This is a genomic window from Variovorax sp. CCNWLW235 (assembly GCF_037204085.1).
Classification (GTDB): domain Bacteria; phylum Pseudomonadota; class Gammaproteobacteria; order Burkholderiales; family Burkholderiaceae_C; genus Variovorax.
The window spans coordinates 1-23,257 of the sequence record NZ_JBBCBW010000036.1 but is presented as its reverse complement, the minus strand read 5'-3'; the positions used below and the strand labels follow the sequence as shown (position 1 = coordinate 23,257).

28 protein-coding genes are annotated in these 23,257 nt (G+C 66.3%); 16 read left to right on the top strand and 12 right to left on the bottom strand.

Translation table 11 applies throughout. From position 1 onward, the window contains the following. Positions 1 to 13: 13 nt before the first annotated feature. Entirely contained in the window at positions 14 to 886 is an 873-nt protein-coding gene (locus V9L21_RS25510; protein ID WP_337315573.1) for a c-type cytochrome, read from the top strand. Positions 887 to 901: 15 nt separating this feature from the next. Here V9L21_RS25510 and V9L21_RS25505 read toward each other — a convergent pair whose 3' ends face one another. After that, entirely contained in the window at positions 902 to 1,165 is a 264-nt protein-coding gene (locus V9L21_RS25505) for a hypothetical protein (protein ID WP_157613333.1), read from the bottom strand. Positions 1,166 to 1,226: 61 nt separating this feature from the next. After that, on the bottom strand, positions 1,227 to 1,658 hold the full coding sequence (locus V9L21_RS25500; protein ID WP_337315572.1) for a hypothetical protein: 432 nt from the start codon (positions 1,656 to 1,658) through the stop codon (positions 1,227 to 1,229). Between the two features lie 251 nt (positions 1,659 to 1,909). Here V9L21_RS25500 and V9L21_RS25495 point away from each other — a divergent pair, with 251 nt between their 5' ends. After that, positions 1,910 to 2,353 carry a hypothetical protein gene (locus tag V9L21_RS25495; protein ID WP_337315571.1) on the top strand — a complete coding sequence of 148 codons (444 nt, stop codon included), beginning with the start codon at positions 1,910 to 1,912 and terminating at the stop codon, positions 2,351 to 2,353. Positions 2,354 to 2,380: 27 nt separating this feature from the next. Here the strand turns inward: V9L21_RS25495 and V9L21_RS25490 are convergent, their stop codons facing one another. Next, positions 2,381 to 4,162 (bottom strand): thiamine pyrophosphate-requiring protein, encoded by a 1,782-nt coding sequence (locus V9L21_RS25490; RefSeq protein ID WP_337315570.1) that lies wholly within the window; start codon positions 4,160 to 4,162, stop codon positions 2,381 to 2,383. Between the two features lie 59 nt (positions 4,163 to 4,221). Beyond that, positions 4,222 to 4,758: a DUF421 domain-containing protein gene (locus V9L21_RS25485; protein WP_337315569.1), complete on the bottom strand. Its 537-nt coding sequence runs from the start codon at positions 4,756 to 4,758 to the stop codon at positions 4,222 to 4,224. Between the two features lie 184 nt (positions 4,759 to 4,942). On the opposite strand from V9L21_RS25485, the gene V9L21_RS25480 reads away from it, so the two are divergent. Together V9L21_RS25480 and V9L21_RS25475 are read left to right on the top strand one after the other, a co-directional pair. Continuing rightward, positions 4,943 to 5,257 carry a plasmid stabilization protein gene (locus tag V9L21_RS25480; RefSeq protein ID WP_157613337.1) on the top strand — a complete coding sequence of 105 codons (315 nt, stop codon included), beginning with the start codon at positions 4,943 to 4,945 and terminating at the stop codon, positions 5,255 to 5,257. 24 nt (positions 5,258 to 5,281) lie between these two features. Beyond that, positions 5,282 to 5,755, top strand: a complete 474-nt coding sequence (locus V9L21_RS25475) for a CBS domain-containing protein (RefSeq protein ID WP_157613338.1) — start codon at positions 5,282 to 5,284, stop codon at positions 5,753 to 5,755. Positions 5,756 to 5,760: 5 nt separating this feature from the next. On the opposite strand, the gene V9L21_RS25470 is transcribed toward V9L21_RS25475, so the two are convergent. Continuing rightward, positions 5,761 to 6,285 carry an isochorismatase family cysteine hydrolase gene (locus tag V9L21_RS25470; RefSeq protein ID WP_337315568.1) on the bottom strand — a complete coding sequence of 175 codons (525 nt, stop codon included), beginning with the start codon at positions 6,283 to 6,285 and terminating at the stop codon, positions 5,761 to 5,763. Between V9L21_RS25470 and V9L21_RS25465 the strand changes: the two genes are divergently transcribed. From V9L21_RS25465 to V9L21_RS25435, 7 genes are all read left to right on the top strand, one after another. Continuing rightward, positions 6,284 to 6,481, top strand: a complete 198-nt coding sequence (locus V9L21_RS25465; protein ID WP_337315567.1) for a hypothetical protein — start codon at positions 6,284 to 6,286, stop codon at positions 6,479 to 6,481. The genes V9L21_RS25470 and V9L21_RS25465 overlap by 2 nt on opposite strands. Positions 6,482 to 6,614: 133 nt before the next feature. Next, positions 6,615 to 7,430 (top strand): SDR family NAD(P)-dependent oxidoreductase, encoded by an 816-nt coding sequence (locus tag V9L21_RS25460; RefSeq protein WP_337315566.1) that lies wholly within the window; start codon positions 6,615 to 6,617, stop codon positions 7,428 to 7,430. Between the two features lie 16 nt (positions 7,431 to 7,446). Further along, positions 7,447 to 8,619: a DUF3182 family protein gene (locus V9L21_RS25455; RefSeq protein WP_337315565.1), complete on the top strand. Its 1,173-nt coding sequence runs from the start codon at positions 7,447 to 7,449 to the stop codon at positions 8,617 to 8,619. Next, a complete protein-coding gene (locus V9L21_RS25450; protein ID WP_337315564.1) occupies positions 8,600 to 9,379 on the top strand; it encodes an alpha/beta hydrolase family protein in 780 nt (259 codons plus the stop codon). Before V9L21_RS25455 ends, V9L21_RS25450 begins: the two co-directional genes overlap by 20 nt. Positions 9,380 to 9,389: 10 nt before the next feature. After that, positions 9,390 to 9,872, top strand: coding sequence for a hypothetical protein (locus V9L21_RS25445; RefSeq protein WP_337315563.1), 483 nt, complete (start codon positions 9,390 to 9,392; stop codon positions 9,870 to 9,872). A gap of 96 nt (positions 9,873 to 9,968) precedes the next feature. Continuing rightward, positions 9,969 to 10,466, top strand: a complete 498-nt coding sequence (locus tag V9L21_RS25440) for a hemerythrin domain-containing protein (protein ID WP_337315562.1) — start codon at positions 9,969 to 9,971, stop codon at positions 10,464 to 10,466. Between the two features lie 92 nt (positions 10,467 to 10,558). Next, positions 10,559 to 11,149, top strand: a complete 591-nt coding sequence (locus V9L21_RS25435; RefSeq protein ID WP_337315561.1) for a hemerythrin domain-containing protein — start codon at positions 10,559 to 10,561, stop codon at positions 11,147 to 11,149. A 12-nt stretch (positions 11,150 to 11,161) separates the two neighbouring features. On the opposite strand, the gene V9L21_RS25430 is transcribed toward V9L21_RS25435, so the two are convergent. Both V9L21_RS25430 and V9L21_RS25425 read right to left on the bottom strand, forming a co-directional pair. Continuing rightward, positions 11,162 to 12,475 (bottom strand): NAD(P)/FAD-dependent oxidoreductase, encoded by a 1,314-nt coding sequence (locus V9L21_RS25430; protein ID WP_337315560.1) that lies wholly within the window; start codon positions 12,473 to 12,475, stop codon positions 11,162 to 11,164. Next, positions 12,476 to 13,900: a homospermidine synthase gene (locus V9L21_RS25425; RefSeq protein WP_337315559.1), complete on the bottom strand. Its 1,425-nt coding sequence runs from the start codon at positions 13,898 to 13,900 to the stop codon at positions 12,476 to 12,478. A 306-nt stretch (positions 13,901 to 14,206) separates the two neighbouring features. On the opposite strand from V9L21_RS25425, the gene V9L21_RS25420 reads away from it, so the two are divergent. Then, on the top strand, positions 14,207 to 15,766 hold the full coding sequence (locus tag V9L21_RS25420) for a phospholipase D family protein (RefSeq protein ID WP_337315595.1): 1,560 nt from the start codon (positions 14,207 to 14,209) through the stop codon (positions 15,764 to 15,766). 27 nt (positions 15,767 to 15,793) lie between these two features. On the opposite strand, the gene V9L21_RS25415 is transcribed toward V9L21_RS25420, so the two are convergent. The 4 genes from V9L21_RS25415 to V9L21_RS25400 form a co-directional block, all read right to left on the bottom strand. Further along, positions 15,794 to 16,300, bottom strand: a complete 507-nt coding sequence (locus V9L21_RS25415) for a murein hydrolase activator EnvC family protein (protein WP_157613350.1) — start codon at positions 16,298 to 16,300, stop codon at positions 15,794 to 15,796. A 154-nt stretch (positions 16,301 to 16,454) separates the two neighbouring features. Beyond that, positions 16,455 to 16,967: a CreA family protein gene (locus V9L21_RS25410; protein WP_337315558.1), complete on the bottom strand. Its 513-nt coding sequence runs from the start codon at positions 16,965 to 16,967 to the stop codon at positions 16,455 to 16,457. 5 nt (positions 16,968 to 16,972) lie between these two features. Continuing rightward, complete coding sequence (locus tag V9L21_RS25405; protein ID WP_337315557.1) at positions 16,973 to 17,524, bottom strand: NUDIX hydrolase; 552 nt, start codon at positions 17,522 to 17,524, stop codon at positions 16,973 to 16,975. 22 nt (positions 17,525 to 17,546) lie between these two features. Beyond that, a complete protein-coding gene (locus V9L21_RS25400) occupies positions 17,547 to 18,248 on the bottom strand; it encodes a fumarylacetoacetate hydrolase family protein (RefSeq protein ID WP_337315556.1) in 702 nt (233 codons plus the stop codon). Between the two features lie 89 nt (positions 18,249 to 18,337). Between V9L21_RS25400 and maiA the strand changes: the two genes are divergently transcribed. Both maiA and pgeF read left to right on the top strand, forming a co-directional pair. Further along, the gene (gene maiA / locus V9L21_RS25395; protein WP_337315594.1) at positions 18,338 to 18,976 is read left to right on the top strand and encodes a maleylacetoacetate isomerase; all 639 of its coding nucleotides are present in this window, start codon (positions 18,338 to 18,340) and stop codon (positions 18,974 to 18,976) included. A gap of 17 nt (positions 18,977 to 18,993) precedes the next feature. Continuing rightward, the gene (pgeF, locus tag V9L21_RS25390; protein ID WP_337315593.1) at positions 18,994 to 19,749 is read left to right on the top strand and encodes a peptidoglycan editing factor PgeF; all 756 of its coding nucleotides are present in this window, start codon (positions 18,994 to 18,996) and stop codon (positions 19,747 to 19,749) included. Here pgeF and V9L21_RS25385 read toward each other — a convergent pair. Further along, positions 19,681 to 19,995 (bottom strand): hypothetical protein, encoded by a 315-nt coding sequence (locus tag V9L21_RS25385; protein ID WP_126748624.1) that lies wholly within the window; start codon positions 19,993 to 19,995, stop codon positions 19,681 to 19,683. The two genes, pgeF and V9L21_RS25385, sit on opposite strands and share 69 nt — an antisense overlap. A 113-nt stretch (positions 19,996 to 20,108) precedes the next feature. Between V9L21_RS25385 and phaC the strand changes: the two genes are divergently transcribed. Together phaC and V9L21_RS25375 are read left to right on the top strand one after the other, a co-directional pair. Next, a complete protein-coding gene (phaC, locus tag V9L21_RS25380) occupies positions 20,109 to 21,857 on the top strand; it encodes a class I poly(R)-hydroxyalkanoic acid synthase (protein ID WP_337315555.1) in 1,749 nt (582 codons plus the stop codon). Between the two features lie 81 nt (positions 21,858 to 21,938). Then, on the top strand, positions 21,939 to 23,117 hold the full coding sequence (locus V9L21_RS25375; RefSeq protein ID WP_337315554.1) for an acetyl-CoA C-acetyltransferase: 1,179 nt from the start codon (positions 21,939 to 21,941) through the stop codon (positions 23,115 to 23,117). Positions 23,118 to 23,257: the final 140 nt, after the last annotated feature.

Sequence of the window (23,257 nt, the reverse complement as noted above, 5' to 3'; positions counted from 1 at the left end):
TGCCGCCAATTGAATGTTGCCGATGGGTGCACCCAAGACCGTTCTTCTCACCATTGCCGCGCTGGGCCTTGCAGGCGCGGCGGCGGGCGCGCTGGTGGTGTACGGCGGCCTCTACAACGTGGCCGCCACGGTGCAGCACACGCAGCCCGTGTATTCGCTGCTCGAAACCGCGATGCACCAGTCGGTGAAGCTGCGGGCCCGCAACATCGAGACGCCGAAGCTCGACGACGAGCGGCTGGTGATGCGCGGTGCGGCATGCTTTCGCGACAAGTGCGTTCAGTGCCACGGCGCGCCCGGCGTAGCGCAGGGCGACATCGGAAAGAGCATGCAGCCGCTGCCCGGGCCGCTGGTGGATGCGCGGCACCACTGGAAACCGCGCGAGCTGTATTGGCTCACCAAGCACGGCATCAAGATGAGCGGCATGCCGGCGTGGGAATACCGGTTGTCGGAGGAAGAGCTGTGGTCGGTGGTGGCGTTTCTTGCGCGGCTGCCCGACCTGACGCCGCAGCAATATGCCGAAGCCACGCGCGTCGAAGCGACCGGCGTGCAGGGCGCACCCACGGGGCTCGCATGCGGGGCCGCTACGGACGGCGCACCGGTTCGCCCGGGCGACGTCGAGCGCGGCAAGCGGGCGCTTCACCAATACGCCTGCAGTGCCTGCCACACCATTCCGGGCGTGACGAGCTCGTCGCCGCACGTCGGTCCGCCGCTGGCGGGAATCGCAGGGCGCACCCTCATTGCCGGAAAGCTCGCCAACACGCCCGACAACATGGTGCGCTGGCTGCGGCATACAAAAGAGGTCGATCCGATGACGGCCATGCCGGAGCTGGGCGTGACCGAACAGGACGCGCGCGACATTGCCGCGTACCTTGCAACCTTGCGTTGAGGGCGACCGCCGGCGCTAGAACTTCGCGGCAGTGCGTTCGTCGTCGACCGTAGCAATGCGCAACCGCGCGCGCTCGTGCTTTATGACGAGCTCGGCGCATCGCTCCTGCATGGAGGCATCGGCCGGCGGTTGCTCCCTGCACTCCACCAGGAGCTGCGACTCGTCGAAGTCCAGCCCATGAAGAACCTCTTGGCCATGCGAATTGATGGCCAGGAGGTTTTCGGCGGACAACTGCGTGCGCAGGGTCTCGGAAATGGCGAGCGTTTGCACGGGCTTCACCGCTTCGGCGTCCCGGCGCAGGCTTGTTGTGGAATGACTCCCGCCATCACGTGGCCGTCAGTCACTTCTTCATGGCCTTGATTTCGGCCTTGCCCTTTTCCTGGTCGGCCTTGGCTTGCTTCACGCAAGCGTCCTTGGCGTCGCCCTTCTGGTCGTCGCACTTTTCCTTGGCAACCTCATAAGCTACTTCCACCTTGGCTTCGGCCACCTTGCGGGCATTGCCGTCGCTGGGCTTCTGCTTCTGGTCGAGCTCGGCCTTGGCAATCTTTTCCTTGCCCTTGGCTTGTTCCATGCAGACGTCCTTGGCGTTGTCCTTCATGGCGTCGCAGGCCGCCTTGTCGGCCTTGTAGTCGGCCGAGATCTTGTCGCGGGCCGCCTTGAATTCGGCCATGGCGGGATCGGTTGCCGCCGACGGGGTGGTGTTCACTTGCGCATGCACCTGGACCATTCCAAGGCACGACGCCGCGGCGCACATCACTAGCAGTTTCTTCATGATGATCTCCTTGACGCCGGTGGTTGTTCTGCAAGGAAGGATTCGGCGTCTGAAATCAATATAGAAGTCGCCTGCGCGGCATCGGTAGGACGCGTCGGGAAGCGTCCGTAAGCACATGCTGACGCTCCCCCGCGGCGCTGCAGATGGGGGCTGCGCGTCGGCGGCGCCCCCGGAAGGCTTGGGCGCACGTCCTACCGGCCCGGCCGATGCGGCGCCCACACTGGCTGAACGCGAACGTACAGGAGATTGCCATGCAAACCATGCAACACGAGCTTTACGCGTTGTTCGCTGCCGCACTGCTGTGGGTTGTCGCAGCCCCGGCAAGTGCGCAAGACACCCGGCCGCACCCGGCCGAGATCGATCCGGCCATGGTCGAATACGGCGCCGCCCGCGAGCGCATCGGCGCAAACCTGAAGGCGGCGCTGGGGCAGTGCGAGACGCAGCCCGAACTCGCGCGAACCGTCTGCATCAAGGAGGCCCAGGGCCGCGAGAAGATTGCAACGGCCGAGCTCGACCATCAGCGCAGCCCCAGCGATGCGAATGCCCGCCGCCTTGCCGAAACCAGAGTGGCGGTGAACTACGAAGTGGCCAGGGAGAAGTGCAACCAGCGGCAGGGCGGCGACAAGGCCGCATGCCTCTCGCGCGCCAGCGAAGAAGAATCGAAGGCCAGGGCGGGCATCCGGACCGGCGGGTAGCCAGGTAGTGGTGCAGGGGCCCAGTGCTCAGGCCGTTGCGCTGGCCCAGTATTCCCGCGCGGCGGCCTTGATGGTGCGCATCGCCTCGGGGTCGCCATGCCAAAGCGCCGAGAGGTAGGCCTTGGCCTGCGCAAGCGACACATCGGGCGGCAGCGGCGGCACGGCCGCATCAGTCACCATTTCAAGCAGCATGGGGCGGTCGGCTGAAAAGGCGGCATCCCATGCGGGGCCAATCGCTTCGGGCGTATCGACGCGCAAGGCGCCAAGGCCGAGCATTTCCGCGAAGCGCGCATATGGAAAATCGGGCAGCACCTGCGAAGCCTCGAACTTCGGATCGCCGCCGAGCACGCGCTGCTCCCACGTCACCAGGTTGAGGTCGCGGTTGTTGAGCACCATCACCACCAGGCGCGGGTCGGCCCAGTCGCGCCACATGCGCGCGAGGGTAATAAGCGCATTCAGGCCGTTCATCTGCATGGCGCCGTCACCCAGCATCGCAACCACCGGCCGGTCCGGGTGAGCCAGCTTGGCCGCAATGGCGTAGGGAACGGCGGGCCCCATGGTGGCCAGGCCGCCCGAGAGGCTGGCTTTCATGCCGCGGCGCAGCTTGACGTCGCGGGCATACCAGTTGGCGGCCGTGCCGCTGTCGCAGGTCAGCACCGCCTGTTCGGGCAGCCGTGGGGAGAGCTCCCAGAACACGCGCTGCGGGTTGACTGGCGATGCTTCCACATGGGCGCGCGCCTCGAGCACCCGCCACCATTTGGCCACCTCGACCTCGATGCCGCGGCGCCACGGGCCGTGTTCCTTGTGCTCCAGCAGCGGCAGCAGGGCGGCCAGCGTGGCGCGGCTGTCGCCGACCAGGCCCAGTTCTGCGGGGTAGCGCAGGCCAATGGCGCGCGGGTCGGTGTCGATCTGCACGCAGCGCGCGCGGCCTTCGGGCGGCAGAAACTCCGCATACGGAAACGACGAGCCCACCATCAGCAGGGTGTCGCAGTCTTCCATCATCCGCGAGCTCGGCCGCGTGCCCAGGACGCCGATGGCGCCGGTCACGAAGGGGAGGTCGTCCGGCACCGCGGCCTTGCCCAGCAAGGCCTTGGCAACGCCCGCGCCAAGGCGTTCGGCCACGTGGATCAATTCGTCGGTGGCGTGCAGGGCACCCGCACCCGCGAGGATGGCGACCTTGCTTCCGGCATTGATGATTTCCGCCGCGCGCTGCAACGCGTGTGCCTCGGGCACCATCGCGGTGGCCGTGGCGCCGATGCCGCTGTGCACGGTGCCGTGCTCGCGCGGCGGCACCGGTACGGCGGGCAGGTCCTGCACGTCGTTGGGAAAGATCACGCAGGTCACCGCGCGGCGGTCCCGTGCGATGCGCATCGCCCGGTCGATCAGGTGGCGGGCCTGCTCCGCGCTGGAGGCCATCTGCACGAACTCGTGCGCCACGTCCTTGAACAGGGAGACAAGGTCCACCTCCTGTTGGTAGTCGCCGCCGAGGGCGCTGCGTTTCTGCTGGCCGACGATGGCGACCACCGGCTGGTGGTCCAGCTTTGCGTCGTAGAGGCCGTTCAGGAGGTGGATTGCGCCGGGCCCCGAGGTGGCCAGGCACACACCCACCTCGCCCGAGAACTTGGCGTGCGCGCAGGCCATGAAGGCGGCCAGTTCCTCGTGGCGGCTTTGAACGAATTCGATGGAGCCGTCGGCGCGGTCGAGCGCGCCCATCAGACCGTTGATGCCGTCGCCGGGGTAGCCGTAAATGCGCCGCACGCCCCAGTCGTAAAGGCGTTGCACCACGAAATCGCTGACTGTCTGCTTCATTGAAACTCCATCTGCCGGACGTGCCGGCGTTTGTCGGTTGCTGTGAATGCGGTGGGTTGCTATCGGTTGCGGATGACGCTGATCTTTCCGTCGGCCTCGAGAAGCGCGACCCGGACCAGGCCAAGATCGTCGATGCCGTGTTCACGCAGCTTGGCCATCAGTTCGTCGACGCTGATGCGCTCCCTGCGCAGCGTGCGGGCCACCAGTCGTCCGTGGCGCACCAGCGGCTCGGGCGGGGGAGCCAGCACCCTTGCCACCCACTCGTAGCGGTAGCCGAGCAGGTCGAGCAGGTAGTTCCAGCCGATCAACGTGGCCAGCAGCGTCAAACCATTGGTGACAGACCTGTATTCGCCCTGCATCGCATTGCTCGACGCGTCGGCCACCAGCACGATGAACAGCAGGTCGGCCATGCTCATCGAGCCCACGTCGCGCCGCAGCACGAAGCGAAAGACGATCAGAAGAAACCAGTAGATCGCGCTGCCGCGGATCACCATTTCAAGCAGCGGCTGGTCGGGAGAAAAAATATCGGACAGGTTCATCATCGATGCGCCCTTCGGCGGCGAGGGGCGGCCACCACCACCCCATGTTCCGCGCATGCGCCGGCGGCGGCTGTCGTGCAATCGGCTTCATGGGGCGTCGGCGCAATCCCACAGCGGCATGGCGCTGCGCGGCGTTGCGCCGCCGCCAGACTGCTCCCACGCGCACGCCCTGCGTCCTCCGACCCACGGGGCAGAGGGAAGGCGCACGATGCAAGGCATCTTCACCCTTCAGGAGAAAGCAATGCCAAGAGGTGACAAGTCGTCCTACACGGACAAGCAGAAACGCAAGGCCGAGCACATCGAGGAAAGCTACGAGCACCGCGGTGTCGGCAAGGCCGAAGCCGAAAAACGTGCCTGGGCCACCGTCAACGCCGAGACCGGCGGCGGCAAGAAGAGCGGTAGCGGCCGCGGCAAGGCCGAGAACCACGCACCGTCGCGCAAGGGCGGCCACAAGGGCGGTGCTGCTGCTGCATCGCGCACCGCCGCTGAACGTTCCGCATCCGCCAAGAAAGCCGCCGCAACGCGCAAGCGCAATGCCGAGCACCGCAGCGGCTGACCCAGGCAACCAAGGAGATCCGCAATGACCCGAGTTTCTGAATTGATGACCCGCGGCGTACGAACCCTCGCGCCCGCGGACCCGGTGGCGCTGGCCGCCCAGGCCATGGACGAGCTGGACATCGGCGCCATTCCGGTGTGCGACGGCCAGCGCCTCTTGGGCATGGTGACCGACCGCGACATCGTGCTGCGCGTGGTGGCGCAGAAGCGCCCGCTGGACACTTCGCTGTCCGAGGTGATGACGAAGGACGTCAAGTGGTGCACCGAAACCGACAACGTCGAAACGGTGATGAATGAAATGGCCGGCTACCAGGTGCGCCGAATGCCGGTGGTAGACCGCGACCGCCGGCTCGTGGGCATGCTGTCGCTCGGCGACACGGCCGCCAAGGGCGACATAGGCAAGGCGGGCGATACGCTCAACATCATTTCGCAGCCGGCCGAGCCCGACCGCTCGAAGCAGTCCGCCGCGAGCGGGCCCAGCGGCGGCGGCGCGTCGTAGGCTGCTCAGCGCTTTGCAGGCAGGCGGATGCGCGGGCCGGGTGTGGTGCGAACCAGCAGCGCTTCTTCCGCCTGGCGCAGAAACCGTTCGTTGCGTTCCGGTGTTTGCGAAGCAACGCAATCGCGCGGTGCCAGCGCTTCCAGGTCGCGCATGCCCGCATCGGCCAGCGTGGCCCAGATGCACTGGTCGCTGGCCACGCCCGTCACGATCAGCCGCCTTGCCTTCAGGTAGGCGAGCAGCAGCTCGAGCGGGGTCGCGAAGAAGGCGGACTGCTTGGGCTTGAGTACAAAGTAGTCTTTCTCGCCCGGCAGCAGCGCCGAAGTGATTTCGGCGCCCGCGCCGCCGGAGGCGAGCGACATGTCCACCAGTTTTGGAAAGTCGGAGCGCCAACGTCCGCGGTTGTCGTTGACGTAGATGGTGGGCACCCCGGCGCGAGTGCATCGCGCCTTCAGCGCCGCGATGCGCCCGGCAATGGCGTGCGCACCAGGCAATAATTTTTCCGCATCCGGAAAATCCCAGCAGCTGATCATGTCGATGATCAGCAAGGCGGTGTGGCCGGCGGCGGGCGTGGAGGCGAGGGCAGGGGGCGGGGAGGAAGAAGATGTGGCCATGGGCCGGCAAAACTCCAGTCAGCAGGAGGCCTCACGATTCCCAAAGCGCATCGCCGAGCCCGTAGGAAAGCTGCGCGTGGCCGCGAAAGTCGCCACCGAGTTCTGCGGCGCGTAGGAAGCCTCTTTCACAACGACGCGCGTTATCCCGCTCTGCCGGGTCGCTAGGTGTTCGACGATGGTCGGGAGCTGTCGACATGCACGGTTTGCCGCCGTGCGCCCCCGCCAATCGTTCACAAGGAGTTATTCCGATGAACACTTCCCCGACGAGCACTTCCGGTTTCACCCAGCCCTTCGCCATCGTGACGGGCGCTTCGTCCGGCATAGGGCTGGAACTGGCGCGCTGCTGCGCCAACGAGGGCTTCGACCTGCTTATTGCGGCCGACGAGCCCGAGATCGAGGACGCCGCGGTTCAATTGCGCAGACTGGGCGTGGAAGTGCAGCCCGTGCTTGCCGACCTGTCTACCACCGAGGGGGTCGACCGCCTGCTGGCGGCCGCCGCCCAGCGTCCGGTCAACGCGCTGCTCGCCAATGCCGGGCGAGGGCTCGGCCATGCGTTTCTCGACCAGAACTTTGCAGACGCGCGTCACGTGCTCGACACCAACATCACCGGCACGCTGTACCTGATTCACGCCATAGGCGGTGCAATGCGCGCGCGCGGGCAGGGGCGCATTCTCATCACCGGCTCCATTGCGGGCTTCATGCCCGGCAGCTTCCAGGCGGTGTACAACGGCACCAAGGCCTTCCTGGATTCGTTCTCCTTTGCGCTGCGCGAAGAGCTGAAGGACAGCGGCGTGACGGTGAGCTGCCTGATGCCGGGGCCGACCGACACCGAGTTTTTCGACCGTGCCGACATGCTCGACACCAAGGTGGGCCAGGACGACAAGAAGGCCGACCCGGCCAAGGTGGCGAAGATCGGCTTCGAAGCCATGATGAACGGCGAAGGCGACGTGGTCGCGGGCTGGAAGAACAAGCTCCAGGTCGCTGTTGCCAACGTCACGCCGTCGGCGTTGCTGGCCAAGCAGCACCGCAGGATGGCCGAACCCGGAACGGCGGACCAACGCTAGGCCGGGAGCGCAAGCCATGGACACTTCTTTCAGCTCGGGAGTCGCCCTCGTGGACACCGTCCTCAAGAGCACCGGCGGCAGCGTGGTGGTGTGGAGCGCCGATCCGCAGGCCTACGGCAGCGAACACGAACGCGCCACGCGCAGCAATTTTGCCGAGCGCCTTGCGGCGCTGAAGCAGTTTCGCTTTGCCGGCGAATACGACGCCTCGCGCGCGCACGAGAACACGCCGCTTTATTTTGTGCCGAGCGACACCGTGCCCAGCACGCAGCTGGCGCGGTCGCTCGGCATCTCGACGGTGCATGACCTGTTCGGGGGCGTGGTTCCATACCCTTTCGTAGCCACCAAGGCCATCACGCATCCGCTGGTCGGACGGGCCGCCGCCTGCCCTGAAGGGTGGGCGTCCGCATTTGCCGCCGACATTTCGCATGCGGCGCTCGACGGGTTTTCGGCCTTCTCTGCCGAGGATGCGCGATGGGCCGGGCGCCGCCTGCTTGAAAACGGCCCGGTGCGGGTGAAGCCGGTGTGCGCCACCGGCGGGCGGGGCCAGACCATGGTCACCGACGCCGATGCGCTGGACCGCTGCCTGGCCGCCATGGACGAGAGCGAGATTGCGTTGCACGGCGTGGTGATCGAAGAGAACCTCGAGCGGCCCGACACGTTCAGCGTGGGGCAGGTGATGGTCGATCACATGATCGTGAGCTACTTCGGCCGCCAGCGCATGACGGCCGACAACGCGGGCCAGAGCGTGTACGGCGGTTCCGACTTGACGCTGGTGCGCGGCAACTTCGACGTGCTGCTTGCCAAGACCAGCCCGAGCCCGGCGCTGTGCCTGGCCATTGAACAGGCGCGGCGCTACCACCAGGCGGTGATCGACTGCTTTCCGGGCTTTCTTGCGTCGCGCGTGAACTACGACGTGGCCCAGGGCGTGGGCGCCGGCGGCGCATGGCGCTCGGGCGTGCTGGAGCAGTCGTGGCGCGTGGGGGGCGCAACCGGCGCAGAGATGATGGCGCTCGAGAGCTTCTGGCGCGACCCGGCGCTGGAACGCCTGCGCGTCTCGTGCTTCGAGACCTATGGCGCGGCGGCGCCCATTCCGGCGGAGGCGGCGGTGCACTACCGCGGCATCGACAATCGGATGGGACCCCTGACCAAGTACGCATTGATCCAACCGTATGCCAGCGACACGACATAACATCATCGATATTCCCGTAGACGGCCAGCACATTGCCGGAACGCTGGTCGCCGCTTCGACGATGGTGCCCGGTGTCCTGCTCGTGCACGGCTGGGATGGCAGCCAGGAGCAATACATTGCGCGCGCGCACGACATTGCCGCGCTCGGCTGCGTGTGCCTCACCTTCGACCTGCGCGGCCACGCGCGCCATGCGGCGCTTCGCAAGGAGGTTACGCGGGAAGACAACCTGCGCGACGTGCTCGCCGCGTACGACACGCTGGTGAGCCACCCCACGGTCGATCCCAACGCGATCGCCATTGTCGGCAGCAGCTATGGCGGCTACCTGGCGGCGCTGGTCAGCGCCATGCGCCCGGTGCGCTGGCTCGCATTGCGCGCGCCGGCGCTTTACCGCGACCGCGAATGGCTTGCGCCCAAGGGCCAACTGAGCAGGTCGGACCTGGTGGCCTACCGCCGCACGCTGGTGGGCCCGCGCGACAACCGGGCGCTGGCCGCCTGCGAGGCCTTCACGGGCGACGTGCTGATCGTCGAATCGGAGCACGACCAGATCGTGCCGCACCCGGTCATCGAGAACTACCTGGGCGCGTTCAAGCGCGTTCGTTCCGCCACCTACCGCGTCATTTCGGGCGCCGACCACGCCTTGTCGAAGCAGTCGTCGCGCCAGGCCTACGGGCAGCTCCTGGTGTCCTGGATGACGGAAATGACGCTCGGTGCCAGGGCCACGGGCGCCATGACGCGGGCCGTTTCCGAAAGCCCCGCATAGAGGTTTCCACATGAACACAAGCAAACGACTTGCCCCGGTGCTGCGAACCGGCCTGATCGCAGGAACATTGGCCAGCGTTGCGTCGACGGCCGCGCTCATGCTGTGCGGCCGGCGCGAGGCGGGCAGCGCGGTGGCGCCCACCAATGCCACCAGCCATTGGCTTTGGGGCGAGCAGGCCCTGCAGGTGTACCGGCCTACGCTGCGGCACACGGCCCTGGGCTATGCCACCCACCATGCGAGCGCGATTTTCTGGGCGCTGCTCTACGCCTGGCTGCATACCGAGCGGCGCCCGCCGCAATCGGTGCCTGCCGCGCTTGCCAGTGCGGGCGCCGCAACGGCGGTTGCCTGCACCATCGACTACACGATCACCCCGCGCCGGCTCACCCCCGGTTTCGAGCACCATCTTTCCAAAGGCTCGATGGCCGTGGTGTACGGCCTCTTTGCAGTGGGGTTGGCAGCCGGGTGCCTTCTTGCCCAGCGCGGGCGCGAGTAGTGGGCGCTGCTACGCGCACACAGGCAGCTTTCCTACGTCGCGCAGTTTCGAGTCCCCCCATCGTTCAGCTTCCACCAACCTTATTCGGAGCCCACGATGCCCACCTCTACCAAGCGAGCAGCACCCGATGCATGCAGCCTTCTCGATACCGACCACCGCAACGTCAAGAAGTTGTTCAAGGAGTACGAGGAACTGACCCATTCGCGAGCTGCCGGCGCGCAGCAGAAGAAGCGCGAACTCGCGACCCAGATCTGCACCGAACTGACGGTGCATGCGCAGATCGAGGAAGAAATTTTCTACCCCGCCTTGCGCGAGGCGCTCAGCGAGACCGATCTCCTGGATGAAGCCGAGGTCGAGCATGCCAGCGCCAAGGAACTGATTGCGCAGATCGAATCCGCCACCGACGTGGACGACAAGTTCGACGCCAAGGTCATCGTGCTGGGTGAATACATCGACCACCACGTGAAGGAAGAGCGCAACGAGATCTTCGTCAAGGCGCGCGCCGCCAAGGGGCTCGACCTGATGGCCATGCGCGAACAGCTCGCGGCCCGCAAGGAAGAGCTGATGGAAGAACTCACCGGCGTGGCCGCCTGAGCCCGCCCGGGTTTCACGCAGCCTTTCCACCCCACGGCGCCCGGCCGCCTGCCGGCCGGGCGCCACGCTTTTCATCGGCGTTGGAGGTCACCATGACAAATCTCGTCTCCCGGCTCTTTCCCACGGCGACCAACATGATTCGCCTGGATCACACGCACGTGCTTTCCACCTTTCACCAGTACAAGGCGAGCTCGCCGAGCCGCGTGAAAAAGGGGCTGGTCAACACCATCTGCACGGCGCTTGAAATTCACGCGCAGCTCGAAGAAGAAATCTTCTACCCGGAGATGCGCAAGCTCGACGACGAACGCATCACGAAGGCCATCGACGAACACTCCGAGATGCGCAGGCTCATCGGGCTGCTCCGCACCATGGAGCCCGAGGCGCGCGACTACGACGAGACCTTGTCGGCGCTCATGCGCGACGTGATGCATCACGTGGCCGACGAGGAAACCATCTTGCTGCCGGCGGCCGAAAAGCACCTGGCCGACAAGCTGGGCGACCTGGGCGCGCAAATGACCAAGCGCCGGTTGCAGCTCGCGGGCCCGCGCACGGGTGAAATCGCGCTCGACATGGGGCGGGCCGCTTCGGGCAACACGGCAGCCATTGCCATGGTCGGGCTGGCCGCGGCGGGGCTTCTGCTGGCCCGGCGCTCCGGCCATTTGCGCTGGCATGCGCGCGCGTGACTCGCAAAGAGGCTACAGAAGATCCCGCATCCGGTAGTACATCATCCCCAGCACGAGCGCGGGGGTGCGAAGCAGCGTGCCGCCCGGAAAGGCCAGGTGCCCGATGCGGGCGAACAGGTCGAAGCGCTCCGCCTGCCCGGCAATGGCCTCGGCCGCCAGCTTGCCCGCCATGCCGGTCAGCGCCAGGCCATGGCCGGAGAAGCCTTGCAGGTAGTAGATGTTGGTGCCGATGCGGCCGAAATCCGGCGCCTTGTTCATGGTGATGTCGACGAAGCCGCCCCAGGCGTGGTCGATGCCCAGGTCTGACAGTTGCGGAAACACCGCGAGCATGCTCTTGCGGATTTTTTCGATCAGGTTGCGCGGGGTGCGGGCGCTGTAGCTGTCGCCCGAGCCGAACAGCAGCCGGTGGTCGGCGCTCAGGCGAAAATAGTCGAGCACGAAGTTCGTGTCCGAAGCAGCTGGCCGGCCACGCATGAGCGCATCCGCGCGCGCCTTGTCCATCGGCTCGGTCGCAATCATGTAGGTGCCCACGGGCATGATGCGCGACGACACTTCGGGCGCCACGTCGTCGCCGTATTCCGCAAGGTAGACGTTGCCCGCCAGCACCACGAAGCTGCATCGCACCTCGCCCTGCGCGGTCTTCACCACGGGCCGCGTCCCGCGCTCGATGACTTGGGCCGCAGAGTTCTCGTGCAGTTGCGTACCGGCGGCACGCGCCGCGGAAGCCAGGCCCAGCGAATACTTGAGCGGATGCAGGTGACCTGAAAACGCATCGAAGGTGCCGGCGTCGAAGCGCTTGCTGTCGACCCATTGCGCGATTTCCCCAGGCCCCAGCCATTGCAGCGGATAGCCGTAAACGCGGCCCACGTGCTCCATCCATTGGCGAAGCGCGCGCGACTTCGAAGGCTTGACCGAAAGGTTCAGGTAGCCGGGCTGCCAGTCGCAGTCGATGGCATGGCGGGCCATGCGGTCGCGCAGCAGGTTCAGCCCTTCGACCGAAACGTTCCAGGCGCGGCGCGCCTCCTCGGGTGTGAATTGCTTTTCGATGGCAGCTTCGCCGTCGGAGCCGAAGCCGACGATGGCCTGCCCGCCATTGCGGCCCGAGGCTCCCCAGCCGACGCGCTGCGCCTCGAGCAGCACCACGGCATAGCCGCGCGAAGCCAGCTCCAGCGCCGCGGAAAGGCCCGCGAGGCCGCCCCCCACCACGCAGACATCGGCGGTGGCAATGCCTTCGAGCGGGCGCGCAGCTTCGAACCGCTCGGCGCGCTGCACGCTCGCTTCGTAGTAGGAGTTCTCGACGACGCCGAGTTCTTTTCGCAGCAGCAATCAGGTCACCCGGAAGTTGAGAAACTGCCAGGGGTCTTCGTCATCCTTTTCTTCATTGAAGAGCGGGCTGCGGTCCTTGAGCGGCGTCCAGTCGCCGTACACGCCCGCCACCTCTCCCAGGTAGGGCATTGCGGCTTCCAGAACCACGCGGTGATCGAGGTCGTCGGGCTCCACCAGCCCGGCGTCGGGGTTGCGCAGCGCCCAGAGCATGCCGCCCAGGATGCCGGCCACCACCTGCAGGCTGGTGGCGCTGTTGGCGGGCGCCAGTTCGCGCGCCTGATCGATGGTCAGGCGGGAGCCGTACCAGTAGACGCCCTTGGGGTTGCCCATCAGCAGCACGCCGAGCTCGTCCATGCCTTCGGCGATTTCATCGCGGATGATTTTCTGACGGTGCTGCAGTCGCCAGTTTTTTCCGGCCACCTCGTGCAGCGAGAGCACGGCATCGTCGCAGGGGTGGTAGGCGTAGTGCACCGTGGGGCGGTACACCACCTCGCCGTCCTTGCGCAGCGTGAGGTGGTCGGCAATGGAAATCGATTCGGCATGCGTCACCAGAAAGCCGTGGTAGGGCCCTTCGAGCGGCGTCCAGCTGCGCACGCGTGTGCCGATGCCGGGCCGGCCAAGGTAGATGGCCGCATCGCTGCCGAAGCCGTGCCGCGCGGCGTCGGCCGGCCAGTGCCGCTCGTGCGTTCCCCACCCGAGTTCGGCCGGCTGCAGGCCCTCGTCGACGAAGCCCTGCACCGACCAGGTGTTGACGAATTCGTTGCGCTGCTTGCGCTGCCTTGGCGCCTGCGTGTCGCGCTCGGCAATGTGAATGACCTTGATCTCCAGCTGCTTGGCGAGTGCGGCCCAGTCTTCGTAGCTCGCGGGCATGGACTCGAGCTGCGCATGCGTGTCGGCCGCAATGTTGAGCAGCGCCTGCTTGAGCAGCGCGGACACCAGCCCCGGATTGGCGCCTTGGGTGATCACGGCCGTGGGGCCGCTGCGCTTGTCGAGGCGCCAGGCCAGCACTTCTTCGCGCAGGCTGTAGTTCGAGCGGCGGGAAGGCGGCACGCCGGGGTCGTCGTAGCGCCCGGGCCAGGGCTCGTTGCAGGTGTCCAGGTAGAAGGCACCGCGCTCGCGGCACAGCTTGATGAGCGCAAGGCTCGAGACATCGACCGAGAGGTTGACCAGGAAGTCGCCCTTTCCCAGCAGGGGCTCGAGCACGGCGGCAAAGTTGCCTTCGTCGAGGCGCGCAGGAATGACTTCGACGCCCAGTTCCTTGGCAACGCCGCTGCGGTCTTCGCCCGGCTTCACGATCTTGATGTCGGAGGCCTTCAGGCCGAAATGGCGCAACAGCAGCGGCAGCAGCGCCTGGCCGATGGAGCCGAAGCCGATCATCGTGAGCCTGCCGTCGAACCGCGCCAGCAAATCATTCTTCTTGGTCATCCGCAACCTCGCTGAGTGGCACCGGCGCTGGCCGCCGGGCTGTCTGCTACCTGGTTTTTCGTTCGTGTTCAAAAAATGTGGTGCCGCCGGTTGCGTCCACGCGTCAGCTTGCCTTTGCCGATGGTGTAGGAGGACTCCATAAACAGTCGTTTTCCGCCGGCTCATGGTAGAAACCGGCCACCCTGCGCGCGTCGCGCATCGCACCGTCCGATGGCAGCAAACTCCAACTCCAGAATTTCAGGAATTACCGAAGAAGCAGCCGGCACCGGCGTGCGCAGCGCCTGGCCGCTCTGGCTGGTGCTGGGCATGGCGTTGCTGCTCCTGGGCGGCTGCGCGGGCCTGCCGTCGGGCGTGGAGCGCAAGCCGTCGATGGCCATCACCAACGGCACCGACACGGCGCTGGGGCGCCTTGTGACGGCGGCTTCACCGCCGGGGCAGGGCCTGAGCGGATTTCGGCTGCTGCCCATGGCGCAGTTTTCGCTGCATGCGCGCATCGAGCTGGCAAAGCGCGCGCAGCGCTCCATAGACGTTCAGTACTACCTGGTGCAGAACGACGAAACCGGTCGCTACCTGCTTCGCACATTGCGCGATGCGGCGGAGCGCGGCGTGCGTGTGCGCCTTCTGGTGGACGACCTCTACACCGCGGGCGCCGACCCGCTGTTCGCGGGCCTGGCGGCGCATCCCAACGCGGAGGTGCGGATGTTCAATCCGTTTCCGGCCGGGCGCGAGCGCCTGGGCACGCGCTGGGCCTCGTCGCTGCTCGACTTCGACCGCGTGCACCGCCGCATGCACAACAAGCTCTTCGTGGTGGACAACGTGATGGCGGTCATGGGCGGGCGCAACATCGCCAACGAATACTTCCTGCGCGACGGCGGCTCCAACTTCATCGACATCGACACGCTGGTGGCCGGCACCGTGGTGCCGCGGCTTTCGTCGCTGTTCGACATGTACTGGAACAGCCCCTACGTGTACCCTGTGGAGTCGCTGGTGTCGACCGGCGGGGTCACGCCGCAGCAGTTGCGCGACCGCTTCGAGCAACTGACCGGCGGGCCGGACACGCTGCACCCCGAACCGCTTGCTTCCACCGACCTGCTGGGCAACAACGCGCTGGCCAAGGACCTGGACGAAGGCGCGCTCTCGCTCGTGTGGGCGCGCGCCGAAGCCTACGCCGATGCGCCCGCCAAGGCGCTCGGCCCCACGGAAGAGGCCCGCGGGCTGCCGGCTGACGAGTCGACGGACAGCGTGCTCTACAACGTGCGGCGGTACATACGTGGCGCGGAGCACGAGATCCTGCAAACCACGCCGTATCTGATTCCAGGCCGCGGTGGCATGGAGTCGATGCGCATCGTGCGGCAGAAGGGCGTGAGCTACACCATCGTGACCAACTCGCTGGCTGCCACCGACGAATCGCTGGTGCACATCGGCTACCGCCGCTACCGGCCGGAGATGCTGCGGCTGGGCGTGGCTCTGTACGAGCTGAGCCCCAAGCGCGTGGAAGAAACCAAGCGCTTCGGCATGTACGGTTCGGCGAGCGGAAGGCTGCACGGAAAGTCGGCCGTGATCGACCGCAACATCGTCTTCATCGGCTCGATGAACTTCGACCCGCGCTCGATGCTGCACAACACCGAGGTCGGCATTTTCATCTTCAGCCCGCAGATCGCGCAGCAGCTCACCAGCCTTATCGGCTTCATGCGGCTCGACGGTGCCTACCAACTGCAGCTGGGGCCGCGCGGCGGCATCGAATGGGTGAGCCCGGCCTCGGGCGACGGCGCCGACACCATCCTGCACGTGGAGCCCGAAACCGATTTCTGGTCGCGCTGGAAGCTGGAGCTGTTTGCCCCGCTGGTGCCCGAGAGCCTGCTTTAGCGGCGCGCCTGCGCCGCCACCGGGTGCCTAGTGCTGCAGGCGCCCGCTCAGGTAGGGCTCGGGGTCGACGGCGGTGCCGTTCTTGCGGATTTCGAAATGCACCTTCACGCGGTCGGTGCCGCTCTTGCCCATTTCGGCAATTTTCTGGCCCTGGCGCACCACCGCGTTTTCCTTGACGACGATGTTTTCAGCGTGGGCGTAGGCGGTGAGGAAGGTGTCGTTGTGTTTGACGATGACCATGTTGCCGTAGCCGCGCAGTTCGCCGCCCACGTACACCACGCGGCCGTCGGCCGAAGCCACGACCGGGTCGCCAAGGTTGCCCGCGATGTCCAGGCCCTTGTTGCGCACGCCGTCGAAGCGGGCAATGGTGGTGCCGCTGGCGGGCCGGATGAACATGGCCTGCGGCTGCTGAACGGGCGGTGGCACGTTCACGCCGGCCCGGGGAGGCGGTGCGGGCGTGGTGCAGGCTGCGAGGCCGGCCGCCACGAGGAGCGCGGCGCCGGTACGGGAAACAAAAGTCTGAAGGTGCTGCATGGTTCTCTTTTGGAACGAATTCGTTGCTGAGGGTTCCTTCGGCTCGGCACGCCGGGCGAATTACCGCCGGCATGCTAGCAAACTCACAGGGCGCCGGCAGGTGTCGGACCCTGGGAGAAGGGGGCTGAAGGGGCTGGCTGTGCCTGCTCTTTTGTTACTTGAGCGGAATGGGCGTGCCGCGGTCGATCGGCACCGCCGTCACGCTGTTCTTGGGCGAGCCGTCGATCAGCAGGTCGGAGTAGGTAAGGTAGACGAGCGTATTGCGCCGGGCGTCGACCATGCGCACCACGCGCAGCCGCTTGAAGAGAATCGACAGCCGCTCGGTGTAGACCTCTTCGCGCTTGGGCAGCGGCTGCGGAATGCTCACGGGACCGACCTGGCGGCAGGCGATGGAGGCTTCCGACTTGTCTTCGGCAACGCCGAAGGCGCCGGCCAGCCCGCCCGTCTTGGCACGAGAGACGTAACAGGTTACGCCGCTGACCTTGGGGTCGTCGTACGCCTCGACCACGATCTTGTGGTCCGGGCCGATGAGCTTGAACGCGGTGTCGACGTCGCCCACGATCTCCGCTTGCGCCGCCGGGGCCAGCGCGAGGCCCAGGCCGAGGACAAGGGTGGATGCGAGCGCCGCACGGAAGAGGGCGGTGGCCCGCAATGCCTGGATGGTCATGTGTTTCAAACGATGCTGAGTTCGTGCACGCGGTCGAAGCTGCCGCACCGCCGGTCTTCGAAGAAATGTTCCAGCGCCTCGCGCACGGTGCGAAAGGCGATTTCTTCCCAGGGAATTTCTTCCTCGGTGAAAAGCCGGGCCTCGATGGTTTCGTGGCCCGGGTCGAAGCGGTCGTCCAGCAGGCGGGCGCGGTAGAACAGGTGCACCTGGCCCACGCGCACCACGCTGATCACCGCGAAAAGCCCCTGCATTTCATAGTTGGCGCCGGCCTCTTCATCGGTTTCGCGCGCCGCGCCCTGGGCCGCGGTTTCGCCAAGCTCCATGAAGCCCGCGGGCAACGTCCATTTGCCCCAGCGCGGCTCGATGTTGCGCTTGCACAGCAGCACCTTGTCGCCGAGCACGGGAATGGTGCCCACCACGTTCAGCGGGTTCTCGTAGTGGATGGTGCTGCAGGCGGGACAGACGGCGCGTTCCTTGGTGTCGCCGTCGTCCGGAATGCGGTAGACCACCGCGGTGCCGCAGTTCTTGCAGTGCTTGATGGGTACGCGCAGGATCATGGAGCGTGGGGGCGCGGGGCCTTTAGACGACCTTGACGGTCAGCTTGGGCAGGCCCGCCACTTCGCCGACCAGCGTGTCGCCAGCCACCACCGCGGCCACGCCTTCGGGCGTGCCGGTGAAGATCAGGTCGCCGGGCTGCAGTTCCCAGGCGGCCGACAGATGCTCGATGGTTTCGGCCACGTTCCAGATCAGCTTGGCCACGGTGCTGCGCTGGCGGTCGGTGCCGTTGACCTGAAGCGAGATTTCGGCGTTCTCGGCATCGCCGGCCTGCGCCACGGGCACGATGGGGCCGATGGGCGCGCTCTGCTCGAAGCCCTTGCCGATGTCCCAGGGGCGGCCCTGCTTCTTCATCTCGCCCTGCAGGTCGCGGCGCGTCATGTCCAGGCCCACGGCATAGCCGTAGATGTGCTTGTGCGCATCGGCCGCCTTGATGTTCTTGCCGCCGGTGCCAATGGCCACCACGAGTTCGATCTCGTGGTGCAGGTTCTTGGTGAGCGTGGGGTAGGCCATGGTGCCGGTCTGGCCCGCATCGACCACCACGAGCGCGTCGGCCGGCTTCATGAAGAAGAACGGCGGCTCGCGGCCGGTAAAGCCCATTTCCTTGGCGTGATCTTCATAGTTGCGGCCCACGCAATAGATGCGGTGCACCGGAAAACGGGCGGGCTGCCCGGCCACCGGAACCGAAACGGTCGCGGGCGGGGCGAAAACAAACTCGGAAGCCATTGCGTCTGTCCTTTTCAGCGGAACGGAGAAAAACGGCAGTGTGCCAGAGGCAGACCAGGGTTGTTCGCGAGCGCTATGCTTGCGCAATGATGAAGCTGCATAACTACTTCCGCTCCTCGTCGTCCTTCCGGGTGCGCATTGCGCTGAACCTGAAGGGCCTGGACTACGACTACGTGCCGGTGCACATCGCCCGCGGCGACCATCGCACGGGCCCCTATTCGGCCATTTCGGCCGACATGCTGGTGCCGCTGCTCGAAGACGAGGGCGAGCGCTTCTCGCAGTCGATGGCCATCATCGAATACCTGGACGAGACCCACCCCGAGCCGCCGCTGCTGCCGCACGACCCGGTCGGCCGGGCGCACGTGCGGGCGCTGGCCCAGTCGATTGCCTGCGAGATTCACCCGCTGAACAACCTGCGCGTGCTCAAGTACCTGGTGAAGGAGCTCAAGCTCGACGACGAGGCCAAGAACACCTGGTACCGCCACTGGGTGCGCGACGGCATGCTGGCCTTCGAGCGGCAGCTTGCGCAGCACCCCGGCGGCATCTTCTGCTACGGCAACACGCCCACGCTGGCCGACTGCTGCCTGGTGCCGCAGATCTTCAACGGCAGGCGCTTCGACTGCGACTTCAGCGGACTGCCGCGCACCATGGCCGCCTTCGAGGCCTGCATGGCGCTGGACGCCTTCCAGCGCGCCCAGCCTTCGCAGGCACCCGACGCGGAAGCCTGAGCGGCATGAACCCCGGCATGGACCCGAGCTGGCTCGTGCCCGAATGGCCGGCGCCGCAGAACGTGCGGGCGCTGTGCACCACGCGCGCTGGCGGCGTTTCGGTGGGGCGCTATGAAAGCCTGAACCTCGGCGACCACGTGGGCGACGAGCCGGCGCACGTCGCGGCCAACCGCACGCGTCTGCGGCAAGCCATCGGCGTGCGGCCGGTCTTCTTGCAGCAGGTGCATGGCAGCGAGGTCGCGGTGCTCGAGGGCGCCGCTAGTTCGTTGCCTGACGGCGCCGCCGCCGATGCCTGCACCACGGCCGATAGCGGATTGGCCTGCACGATCATGGTGGCCGATTGCCTGCCCGTGCTTTTCACCGATACCGCAGGGCGCCGCGTGGCCGCTGCGCATGCGGGTTGGCGCGGCCTTGCCGGTGGTGTGCTCGAGGCGACCGCCGGGCGTTTTGCCGCCGAGCCCGGCAAGGTGCTGGCATGGCTCGGCCCCTGCATCGGCCCCAAGGCCTTCGAGGTCGGCGCCGAAGTCAAGGCCGAATTCGAGGCGCATGCGCCGGAGGCTGCGGGGTGCTTTCAGCCTGCGCAATCGGCCGGCAAATGGCTGGCCGACCTGCCGGCGCTTGCACGCCAGCGCCTCCGCGCGGCCGGTGTGGAGGCGGTGTATGGCAACGACGGCAGCGACGGCTGGTGCACCGTCGGCAACCCGTCACGGTTCTTTTCGCACCGGCGGGACGGCGTCAGCGGGCGCTTCGCCGCCCTGGTCTGGAAGGCCTGAATCCTTGCTCGCTTCCGCCGCTGCGGCGCGGCGCGCGGCCTCCTGCGCCTCGGCCTCGCGCTGCCTGATTGCGCGGCGGCGGCCCGGGGTTCCCATCAGGTAAACCACCAAGGCCACGGGCGCCAATCCGTACAAAAGAAATGTGAAGATGGCACCCAGCACGGTGCCCGTGGTGCTGGTGGCTTCGGCCACGGCCATCATCACGGCAACGTAGAGCCAGCCGATCACGATCAGGTGGATGAACACAACAAGTTTCAGTCGGTAAGTAGGTGGGCGGCGTTATGAAGGCCTTGTGAAATGCAGCATACTCAAAACACGAGCAGCCATCCGTACCGACCAGGCGAGGACCAGGAGACACAATGAAGCAACAAGCCACGGGGGCCGATGCGTTCGCGCCCTTCCAGCAGGCACTGTCAGAGGGATGGAACAAGGCGCTGGAATCATTCCAGCAATCCGCCGCGCAGGGGGCCTCGGCCTTTGTCGGCGGCACGCCGCTGTGGCAAATGCCGCAGGCGGCCAAGATGCCCGAGCTGCCCAAGATCTCCATCGACCCCGAAAAGCTTCAGTCGATCCAGCAGCAATACGTTGCCGAGGCGACCGAGCTCTGGCGCCAGGGCTTCGCCGCCAAGCCCGAAGGCGACAAGCGCTTTGCGTCGGACGCCTGGGGTGGCAATCCGCTCGCTGCCTTCTCGGCGGCCGTGTACCTGCTCAACGGCCGCACCATGCTGAACATGGCCGAGGCCATCGATGCCGACGAAAAAACCAAGGCCCGCCTGCGTTTTGCCGTGGAGCAATGGATGGCCGCGTCATCGCCGAGCAATTCGCTGGCGCTGAACGCCGAGGCGCAGAAAAAAGCCATCGAAACCCAAGGCGAGAGCATTGCCAAGGGCATTCAGAACCTGCTGCATGACATCAAGCAGGGCCACCTCAGCATGACCGACGAAAGCGCCTTCGAAGTGGGGCGCAACGTGGCCACCACCGAAGGCGCGGTGGTGTTCGAGAACGAGCTGTTCCAGCTGCTCGAATACAAGCCGCTCACCGCCAAGGTGTACGAGCGGCCCTTCTTGCTGGTGCCGCCCTGCATCAACAAGTTCTACATACTCGACCTGCAGCCCGAAAACTCGCTGATCCGCTATGCGAACGAGCAGGGCCACCGCGTGTTCGTGGTGAGCTGGCGCAACCCCGACGAATCGCTGGCCAACGCCACGTGGGACGACTACATCGAGAACGCCGCAATCAAGGCGATTCACACGGTGCAGGAAATCGGCGGTAGCAAGCAGATCAATGCGCTCGGCTTCTGCGTGGGCGGCACCATCCTGAGCACCGCGCTGGCCGTGCTTGCGGCACGCGGCGAAAAGCCGGCGGCATCGGTCACGCTGCTCACCACGTTCCTCGACTTCAGCGACACGGGCATTCTCGACATCTTCGTGGACGAGCCGATGGTGCAGTACCGCGAAATGCAGCTCGGCAAGGGCGGGCTGCTGCCGGGCGGCGACCTGGCCTCGACCTTCAGCTTTCTGCGCCCGAACGACCTGGTGTGGAACTACGTGGTCGGCAACTACCTGAAGGGCGAAACGCCGCCCCCGTTCGACCTGCTTTACTGGAACAGCGACGCCACCAACCTGCCGGGCCCGTTCTACACCTGGTACCTGCGCAACACGTACCACGAGAACAAGCTCGCCAAGCCCAATGCGCTCACGGTGTGCGGCCAGAAGGTGGACTTGAGCAAAATCGACATCCCGGCCTATATCTACGGCTCGCGCGAAGATCACATCGTGCCGATTGGCGGGGCTTATTCATCGACGCAGCTGCTGCCCGGCAAGAAGCGCTTCGTCATGGGCGCTTCAGGCCACATCGCCGGCGTGATCAACCCGCCCGCCAAGAAAAAGCGCAGCCACTGGATTCGCGAGGACGGCAAGTTTCCGAAGACGCAGGCCGAATGGCTGGCCGGCGCCACGGAGCACCCCGGCAGCTGGTGGACCGACTGGGCTCAATGGCTCAAGGGCCATGCGGGCAAGCAGGTTCCCGCGCCCAAGACCTACGGCAACGGCAAGGCATACAAAGCCATCGAGCCGGCGCCGGGGCGCTACGTCAAGGCGCGCGCCTGACATAGCCCAAAGTAACGGCCGGCAGACGCACACACAATCCCACGCACCCGCTTCAATCAAATCACTTCAACGGAGAACCTCATGGAAGACATCGTCATCGTTTCGGCTGCACGCACGGCGGTCGGCAAGTTCGGCGGCTCGCTCGCCGGCATTGCGGCCACGGAGCTGGGCGCCCTCGTGATCAAGGAAGTGATTGCACGCGCGAACCTCACGGCCGAGCAGGTCGGCGAAGCCATCATGGGCCAGGTGCTGGCCGCCGGCGCGGGCCAGAACCCCGCGCGCCAGGCGTGGCTAAAGAGCGGCGGCGCCAAGGAAACCCCGGCGCTCACCATCAATGCGGTGTGCGGCTCGGGCCTGAAGGCGGTCATGCTCGCAGCGCAGGCCGTGGCCACGGGCGACAGCGAAATCGTGATTGCCGGTGGGCAAGAGAACATGAGCATGGCGCCGCACGTGCTGCCCAACTCGCGCAACGGCCAGCGCATGGGCGACTGGAAAATGGTCGACACGATGATCGTCGACGGCCTGTGGGACGTGTACAACCAGTACCACATGGGCATCACGGCCGAGAACGTGGCCAAGAAGTTCGGCATCGACCGCTCGGCGCAGGATGAGCTCGCCCTGGGCAGCCAGACCAAGGCCGCGGCCGCGCAAGATGCCGGCAAGTTCAAGGAAGAGATCGTGCCGGTGAGCATTCCGCAGAAGAAGGGCGACCCGCTCGTCTTCGACAAGGACGAGTTCATCAACCGCAAGACCAGCGCCGAGGGCCTGGCGGGCCTGCGCCCCGCGTTCGACAAGGCCGGCGGCGTAACCGCGGGCAATGCCTCGGGCCTGAACGACGGCGCCGCCGCCGTGATGGTGATGACGGCCAAGAAGGCCGCCGCCCTGGGCTTGAAGCCGCTGGGCCGCATTGCAAGCTACGCCACTGCGGGCCTCGACCCGGCCATCATGGGCATGGGCCCGGTGCCCGCGTCGACCAAGGCACTGCAGCGCGCCGGCTGGAAGGCCGCAGACCTCGACCTGCTCGAGATCAACGAAGCTTTTGCCGCTCAAGCTTGCGCGGTGAACAAGGAAATGGGCTGGGACGTGAACAAGGTGAATGTGAACGGCGGCGCCATTGCCATCGGCCACCCCATCGGCGCGTCGGGTTGCCGCATTCTTGTGACGCTGCTGCACGAAATGCAGCGGCAGAACGCCAAGAAGGGCATTGCGTCGCTGTGCATCGGCGGCGGCATGGGTGTGGCGCTGACTATTGAGCGCTGAGTTTCCTTCAGGGCGCCTCGATCGAGAGGGGCCTTTTTTTTGCGCTGCCTGTCGTTCAGGGCGGCGCACCCGCCGACGGGGTACCTTTCTCCGCGAATGTCCCCCGGCCTTCGGCCTCCTCCTTTATTTCGCTGCGCAAG

Excerpts from the sequence above, each read along its gene's own strand:
- V9L21_RS25500 (WP_337315572.1), bottom strand. The coding sequence starts at position 1,658 with ATGAAGAAACTGCTAGTGATGTGCGCCGCGGCGTCGTGCCTTGGAATG.
- V9L21_RS25450 (WP_337315564.1), top strand. The coding sequence starts at position 8,600 with ATGCCAGCGACACGACATAACATCATCGATATTCCCGTAGACGGCCAG.
- V9L21_RS25480 (WP_157613337.1), top strand. The coding sequence starts at position 4,943 with ATGCCAAGAGGTGACAAGTCGTCCTACACGGACAAGCAGAAACGCAAG.
- V9L21_RS25475 (WP_157613338.1), top strand. The coding sequence starts at position 5,282 with ATGACCCGAGTTTCTGAATTGATGACCCGCGGCGTACGAACCCTCGCG.
- V9L21_RS25510 (WP_337315573.1), top strand. The coding sequence starts at position 14 with ATGTTGCCGATGGGTGCACCCAAGACCGTTCTTCTCACCATTGCCGCG.
- V9L21_RS25465 (WP_337315567.1), top strand. The coding sequence starts at position 6,284 with ATGTCGATGATCAGCAAGGCGGTGTGGCCGGCGGCGGGCGTGGAGGCG.
- V9L21_RS25485 (WP_337315569.1), bottom strand. The coding sequence starts at position 4,758 with ATGCGCGGAACATGGGGTGGTGGTGGCCGCCCCTCGCCGCCGAAGGGC.
- V9L21_RS25405 (WP_337315557.1), bottom strand. The coding sequence starts at position 17,524 with ATGATCCTGCGCGTACCCATCAAGCACTGCAAGAACTGCGGCACCGCG.
- V9L21_RS25415 (WP_157613350.1), bottom strand. The coding sequence starts at position 16,300 with ATGCAGCACCTTCAGACTTTTGTTTCCCGTACCGGCGCCGCGCTCCTC.
- V9L21_RS25435 (WP_337315561.1), top strand. The coding sequence starts at position 10,559 with ATGACAAATCTCGTCTCCCGGCTCTTTCCCACGGCGACCAACATGATT.
- V9L21_RS25460 (WP_337315566.1), top strand. The coding sequence starts at position 6,615 with ATGAACACTTCCCCGACGAGCACTTCCGGTTTCACCCAGCCCTTCGCC.
- V9L21_RS25410 (WP_337315558.1), bottom strand. The coding sequence starts at position 16,967 with ATGACCATCCAGGCATTGCGGGCCACCGCCCTCTTCCGTGCGGCGCTC.
- V9L21_RS25440 (WP_337315562.1), top strand. The coding sequence starts at position 9,969 with ATGCCCACCTCTACCAAGCGAGCAGCACCCGATGCATGCAGCCTTCTC.
- V9L21_RS25455 (WP_337315565.1), top strand. The coding sequence starts at position 7,447 with ATGGACACTTCTTTCAGCTCGGGAGTCGCCCTCGTGGACACCGTCCTC.
- pgeF (WP_337315593.1), top strand. The coding sequence starts at position 18,994 with ATGGACCCGAGCTGGCTCGTGCCCGAATGGCCGGCGCCGCAGAACGTG.
- V9L21_RS25425 (WP_337315559.1), bottom strand. The coding sequence starts at position 13,900 with ATGACCAAGAAGAATGATTTGCTGGCGCGGTTCGACGGCAGGCTCACG.
- V9L21_RS25470 (WP_337315568.1), bottom strand. The coding sequence starts at position 6,285 with ATGATCAGCTGCTGGGATTTTCCGGATGCGGAAAAATTATTGCCTGGT.
- V9L21_RS25400 (WP_337315556.1), bottom strand. The coding sequence starts at position 18,248 with ATGGCTTCCGAGTTTGTTTTCGCCCCGCCCGCGACCGTTTCGGTTCCG.
- V9L21_RS25495 (WP_337315571.1), top strand. The coding sequence starts at position 1,910 with ATGCAAACCATGCAACACGAGCTTTACGCGTTGTTCGCTGCCGCACTG.
- V9L21_RS25420 (WP_337315595.1), top strand. The coding sequence starts at position 14,207 with ATGGCGTTGCTGCTCCTGGGCGGCTGCGCGGGCCTGCCGTCGGGCGTG.
- V9L21_RS25490 (WP_337315570.1), bottom strand. The coding sequence starts at position 4,162 with ATGAAGCAGACAGTCAGCGATTTCGTGGTGCAACGCCTTTACGACTGG.
- V9L21_RS25445 (WP_337315563.1), top strand. The coding sequence starts at position 9,390 with ATGAACACAAGCAAACGACTTGCCCCGGTGCTGCGAACCGGCCTGATC.
- V9L21_RS25375 (WP_337315554.1), top strand. The coding sequence starts at position 21,939 with ATGGAAGACATCGTCATCGTTTCGGCTGCACGCACGGCGGTCGGCAAG.
- phaC (WP_337315555.1), top strand. The coding sequence starts at position 20,109 with ATGAAGCAACAAGCCACGGGGGCCGATGCGTTCGCGCCCTTCCAGCAG.
- maiA (WP_337315594.1), top strand. The coding sequence starts at position 18,338 with ATGAAGCTGCATAACTACTTCCGCTCCTCGTCGTCCTTCCGGGTGCGC.